Genomic DNA, 5,775 nt, shown 5'->3' with positions numbered 1-5,775 from the left:
TCAAGCGCCGGACCGAGGTGGTCGGCATCTTCCCCAACGAGGCTGCCATCACACGTCTCGTCGGCGCGATCCTGCTCGAACAGAATGACGAATGGGCCGTCCAGCGGTCGCGCTACATGACCCTGGAAAGCATCGCCCCGATCGGCGAGGATCCCCTGGTCAGCCTGCCCACTCTGGCAGCCTGATCGTCCCGGCCCAAGCCGGTGATCGTGGTGGTCCTCACCGAGCTACACCACGACAAGGGACACGACCCCTCGTGGCCGACCTCCTCGATCTGGGCGTGCGTCTGGAGGACGACCTGGTTGGCGGTGGCCTCGATCGCGTCGGGAAGCAGCGAGGCTCCGGTCTCCGTCGAGCCGCCGTCGACCGCGCCCTCGATCAACGAGGCGATCGGGCCGAGGCTTCCGAGCTGGCCCGTCGACAGGGCGGTCGAGGACAGCAACGCGCCGGGGCCGGCGAGCCATTCGAGCGAGCGGGTGGACGAGCCGAGCACGGAAAGGGGGGATGCGGACATGAAAACCTCCAGGTTTTCGATGCAACCCGATCTGCAACCATCGGTTGCATAATCCCAGTTCCGTAGTAAATGCTGAGCGAACGGTGGAGCCCCTCCGAGCGTCCGGGAACGACGACTGTGGTTCGATCCGGGTTCGACATCGCCGAGTCTCGGGGCGTTCGGTAGGTCGTGAGTAATCTCCACTCTATCCAGACGAGCGCTTCGCGAGGACCCGACGGCCGGCCGATAGATCGGCCGCGTGATCGGGCGACGATCCAAGCCGGCTGCTGGGTGCATCCCGAGGATGATCGTCGATGGGGGTGATCCGACGTTCGCCTATCCCGGCGCCAGGGGCCGAGCGGGATCGATGGACGCGTCGGCGCGGCGCAGCGTGATGCGCGTCAGCTCGGAAGGTCGGCCGAGCCTGAGGGCGAAGCCCGGCCACAACGCCGTGCCGTTGTTGACGTAGAGCGTCATGCCGCCGACCCGGTAGCGGCCCGAGACGAAACCGTCGTTGGCGCGGGCGAACAGGCGGTCGAACCCGCGCATCGTCCCGCCATGGGTATTTCCCGACAGCTGCAGCGCGACGCCATGCGCGGCCGCCGCCCGCGCCCCCTTCGGCTGATGATCGAGCAGGAGGACGGGTGCGTCCCGCGGTGCCCCTGCGAGCGCGGCGTCGAGGTCCGGACCGGGGTGTCCCGTATGCGGCGCAGACCGATCGGTCACGCCGGCGAGCACCAGGGCGGCGTCGCCCCGCCTCAGCACCGTATGCCGGTTCGCGAGCGCCGTGAGGCCGAGTTCCGAGTACCGCCGCATCCAAGCGGGGTAGTCGAAGAAGTATTCGTGGTTGCCGGGCACGAACCAGACGCCGTCCGGTGCACCGAGCCGGTCCAGGGGCTCGACGTCGGCGCGCCGCGAAGCCGGGGCGCCATCGATCAGGTCGCCGGTGATGACGATGAGGTCCACGCCGAGCCGGTTGGACCGCGCGACGACCTCCCGGGTCCAGGATGCCGGGAAGAGCCGGCTGATGTGCAGGTCGGTCAGCTGCAGGATCGTGTAGCCCTCGAAGGCGTCCGGCAGGTTCTCGATCGCGATGTCGACGTCCTTGAGCGCCGGCACGCGCACGGCCTGCTGGACGCCGAGCGCCGACAGGAGCATCGCCGCCGTCGCGGCCGCGTAGCGCCATCCGGCCGGAATCGCCCAGCCGCCCAGGGGCAGCGAGACCAGCGCGATCACGTCGAGCGCGAGCTGCATCACCGCCAGCAGCAGGATGGCGCCGAAGGCCCAGTTGAACAGAACCACCAGCCACCGCGGAAACTCGGGCGCGAACACCGAGCCGGAGGAGAGGCGGCACCACAGGTGATACTGGGAGGCGACGAGCAGCAGCACGGCGATCCCGGCCTTCGCGGCAGGCGGGCCCGGCAGCGGCCAGAGCACCCGGGTCACGACGTACAGGCAGGGCAGGCTAAAGATCAGATGGAACATGGCGTTCCGGCTACGCTGAAAGCCGGGGTCCGGGCCAGTGCCGATGCGGGGAAATGCCGGCTTCGGCGCAGGTCGGGTCGTCGCGGCACCAGTCAGGCCGGCCCTGCATGAGCGCGCCGGACCGTCACGCTGCGGTCAGGCGCGGGATCGCGGAGCGCAGCCGGGAATATCCGCGGTTGGAGAGCGGCCACGCCGCCTCGTCCCAGGGGCGCCGCACGCGCACGACCGCCTCGGGCAGCATCGCCGCCGACGGGCCGACGGGCGCCCAGGCCGTGACGACGGGTAGCCCGGCCGACCAGCCGGCGTCGGCCGGTCCCGCCTCGCAGCCGAAATGAGCGGCCGCCCGGTCCAGCGCATCCTGCATCGCGGCGTGATCCGCCGACCGGACGCGCTCGGACGCCCCCTCGGCATGAGCGAGCATGCCACCGATCCGCACGATGCGCGCCTCCCCGAGCGGAAGGCTCTCCGGGTGCAGGTCGTCGAGATGCAGCAGCAGCGCGACGTCGCCGGTCGGCGGCATGGCGGCAGCCGGCAGAGGGACCTCGCGCGGTGGCATCGCCTCGTCGAGGGCGTCCGGGTACTCGTCGAGCCCTTCGGGATCGAAGCGGTTCTCGGTGTAGCGCCGGATGTTCTCGGCGCGCGCGACGTAGTGCTTGCCCCGGGTGTGCAGCCCCGCCACCCAGCGCCAGGACAGCGTGTTGCTCGCCGGATCGCCGTCGACGAGATGGCGCATGAAGAAATCCGCACCCAGCGCCCAGGGCAGGCGCAGGGTGAAGATCCAGATCGAGGCGAACCACATTCGGGCGTGATTGTGCAGCCAGCCGGTCTCGACGAGGTCCCGCGCCCAGTCGTCGAAACCGTCGATGCCGGTCCGGCACGCGATCGCGGCCTCGTAGGTCCGGCGCAGGCCGGGCTCCGCGGCGAGCCGCGCCCGATCCGCCGTGGCCAGCGCGAGGGCGTCGGTCCAGGCGGTCGGGTGGGTCTCGAGATGGCCCTTGAAGTAGGTCCGCCAGAAGACCTCGGAGACGAACTTCTCGGCGCCGCCGTCGCCGAACGCGGCCTGGGCGGCGGCCACCACCTCGGCTTCCGTGATCAGGCGGCGCCGAAGGTAGGGCGAGAGCGCCGACGTGGTCGGCCGCGCGTCCGGTCCGCGGTCGGTGTTGCGGGCACCGGCATAGTCGACGGCGGCGTCCGCGAGGAAGGCCGACAGGCGGTCGAGCCCGGCGGCACGGGTCATAGGAAAGCTGCGATCCATGCCGTCGAGCTAGCGCGGCGGCGCACCGGCATGGATGCGACCGATTTCCCGAACCCCGGCGGAGGCCGCCGGGGCGTATCCAGTGTCGAGCATGGCGCGATCGTGCGTCAGGCCGCCTCGGGCATGCGGTCGAGGAACTTGTCCAGGGTGAGCGGATAGTCCCGCACGCGGATGCCGGTGGCGTTGTAGACGGCATTCGCCACCGCGGCGCCCACGCCGCAGATCCCGAGCTCGCCGACGCCCTTGGCCTTCATCGGCGAGGACATCGGATCGACCTCGTCCAGGAAGATCACCTGCTGATGCGGGATGTCGGCGTGCACCGGCACCTCGTAGCCGGCGAGGTCGTGGTTGGCGAAGAATCCGCGCTTGGTGTCGACCGCCAGTTCCTCCATCAGCGCCGAGCCGGTGCCCATCGTCATGCCGCCGATGACCTGGCTGCGGGCCGATTTCGGGTTGAGGATGCGCCCCGCCGCGCACACCGCGAGCATGCGCCGGACCCGGATCTCCGCCGTGTCGGCATCGACCCCGACCTCGACGAAATGGGCGCCGAAGGTCGATTGCTGCTGCTTCTTGGAGAGGTCGCCGAACTCGATGGTATCCTCGGCCGTCAGCTCGCCCCGGCTCGCGGCCTCGCCGAGCGGAACCGCACGGTTGCCGGCCCGCACCTGCCCGTCGGCGAAGACCGCGTCGTCGGAGTTGATGCCGAGACGCTGCGCCACCGCCTCGCGAAGCTTGACGCACGCCGCGTAGACGCCGGCCGTCGACGAGTTTCCGCCGAACTGGCCGCCCGATCCCGACGAGACCGGGAAGGCGGAATCGCCGAGCCTGACCGCCACCTTGTCGAGGGTCACGCCCATCATCTCGGCGGCGGTCTGCGCGATGATGGTGTAGCTGCCGGTGCCGATGTCGGTCATGTCGGTCTCGACCGTGACGGTGCCGGCTCCGTCCAGCCTGACCCGCGCGCCCGACTTCAGGACCATGTTGTTGCGGAACGCCGCGGCCATGCCGACGCCGACAAGCCACTGCCCGTCCCGCACCTGGCCCGGCCGTGCATTGCGCTTGGACCAGCCGAAGGTTTCGGCCCCCAGCTTGAGGCAGCCGACGAGGTCGCGGTGGGAGAACGGGCGCTTCGGGTCCTGCGGGTCGACCTGGGTGTCGTTGCGGATGCGGAATTCCACAGGGTCGATCCCGAGCTTCTCCGCCATCTCGTCCATGGCGACCTCCAGGACCATCAGGCCGGGCGCCTCGCCCGGCGCCCGCATGGCGTTGCCCTCTGGCAGGTCGAGATGAGCGAGCTTCATCGCGGTGAGCCGATTGGCACCGGCGTAGAGCAGCTTGGTCTGGCTCACCGCCGTCTCGGGATCGCCGTCGGGCAGGTTGCCCGACGTGCTCTCGTGGGCGATGGCGGTGATCGTGCCGTCCTTGGTCGCGCCGATGCGCACGCGCTGGATCGTGGCCGGGCGATGCGTGGTGTTGTTGGCGATGAGCGGGCGGGTCAGCGCCACCTTCACCGGGCGCTGGAACGCCTTGGCGGCGAGGGCTGCGAGCACCGCGTCGGCCCGCACGAACAGCTTGCCGCCGAAGCCGCCGCCGACGAAGGGTGAATCGAGGCGGACGTTCTCCTTCGGCACGCCGAGGATCTTGGCGAGGCTGCCATGGCCCCAGCCGATCATCTGGTTCGAGGTCCAGAGCGTGACCTTGTCGCCGTCCCAGGCGGCGATGGTCGCGTGCGGCTCCATCATCGCGTGGCTCTCGTCGGCGGTGGTGTAGTGCTCGTCGAGCGTCACCGGCGCCTGCGCGAACGCTCCCTCGAAATCGCCGACGCGTTCCTCGCCGTCGCCGCCGCTGCCCTCGCTGCTGTCGCCGGGCACGGGCTGCGCGCCCTTCGCCTCGGCCGCGAGATCGAACTTGCCGGCCTCGGGCGCGTAGTCGACCGTCACGAGAAACGCCGCGGCGCGGGCCTGCTCGAACGTCTCGGCGACGACGACCGCGACGGCCTGGTGGTAGTGCTGGATCTCGTCGCCGCCGAACAGGTAGGCGGCGTTCATCATGCCCCGCTCCAGCCGGGGATGCTCCAGGGTCGTCACGACGCCCACGACCCCGGGCGCCGCCTTGGCGGCCGCCGTGTCGATGGCGCGGATGCGGCCCTTGGCGATGCTGGACCCGAGCACGTAGCCGTAGGCCTGGTTCGGCACGACGTCGTGGCGCTCGTAGGCGTAGGGTGCGGTGCCGGTGGTCTTGTACTTGCCATCGATGCGGTCGGTCGGCTTTCCGACGACCTTGAGCTGGTCGATCGGGTTTTGGCCGGCGGGCTGGTCGAACTTCATGGCTTTAGGCCCTCGCTTGGTTGAGTGCCGCGGACAGGGTCCGCTCAGCGAGCGTCAGCTTGTAGGCGTTCGCATGGGTCGGCGCGGCGCCGGCGAAGACCTGCTCGGTCACCGCCTTGGCGCCCCGCGGCAGGTCGGCCTCGGCCGCCTCCACCCGCCAGGGTTTCGGCGCCACCCCGCCGAAGGCGACGCGGCCGGCCCCGTCCCTGCCCAGG

5 protein-coding genes and 1 pseudogene are annotated in these 5,775 nt (G+C 70.5%); 2 read left to right on the top strand and 4 right to left on the bottom strand.

Annotation, left to right across the window (positions count from 1 at the left end):
- Together MKK68_RS27460 and MKK68_RS27455 are read left to right on the top strand one after the other, a co-directional pair.
- Nucleotides 1-185: transposase (locus MKK68_RS27460; RefSeq protein WP_244033543.1), on the top strand; the 185-nt coding region annotated here is incomplete at its 5' end.
- A gap of 27 nt (nucleotides 186-212) precedes the next feature.
- A complete protein-coding gene (locus MKK68_RS27455) occupies nucleotides 213-566 on the top strand; it encodes a hypothetical protein (RefSeq protein ID WP_244033542.1) in 354 nt (117 codons plus the stop codon).
- A 263-nt stretch (nucleotides 567-829) separates the two neighbouring features.
- Here MKK68_RS27455 and MKK68_RS27450 read toward each other — a convergent pair whose 3' ends face one another.
- The 4 genes and pseudogenes from MKK68_RS27450 to MKK68_RS27435 all read right to left on the bottom strand — a co-directional run.
- On the bottom strand, nucleotides 830-1,978 hold the full coding sequence (locus tag MKK68_RS27450; protein ID WP_244033541.1) for a metallophosphoesterase: 1,149 nt from the start codon (nucleotides 1,976-1,978) through the stop codon (nucleotides 830-832).
- A 124-nt stretch (nucleotides 1,979-2,102) separates the two neighbouring features.
- Nucleotides 2,103-3,215, bottom strand: a complete 1,113-nt coding sequence (locus MKK68_RS27445) for an FAD-binding domain-containing protein (protein WP_243948214.1) — start codon at nucleotides 3,213-3,215, stop codon at nucleotides 2,103-2,105.
- A 125-nt stretch (nucleotides 3,216-3,340) separates the two neighbouring features.
- Nucleotides 3,341-5,560, bottom strand: coding sequence for an aldehyde oxidoreductase molybdenum-binding subunit PaoC (gene paoC / locus MKK68_RS27440; RefSeq protein ID WP_244033540.1), 2,220 nt, complete (start codon nucleotides 5,558-5,560; stop codon nucleotides 3,341-3,343).
- 4 nt (nucleotides 5,561-5,564) lie between these two features.
- Nucleotides 5,565-5,775, bottom strand: a pseudogene (locus MKK68_RS27435) (xanthine dehydrogenase family protein subunit M); the annotation flags it as partial.

Origin of the sequence: Methylobacterium sp. E-016 (assembly GCF_022829745.1) — a bacterium.
GTDB lineage: Bacteria > Pseudomonadota > Alphaproteobacteria > Rhizobiales > Beijerinckiaceae > Methylobacterium.
The sequence above is the reverse complement of the archived record's forward strand: the minus strand, read 5'-3'. Positions and strand labels throughout refer to the sequence as shown.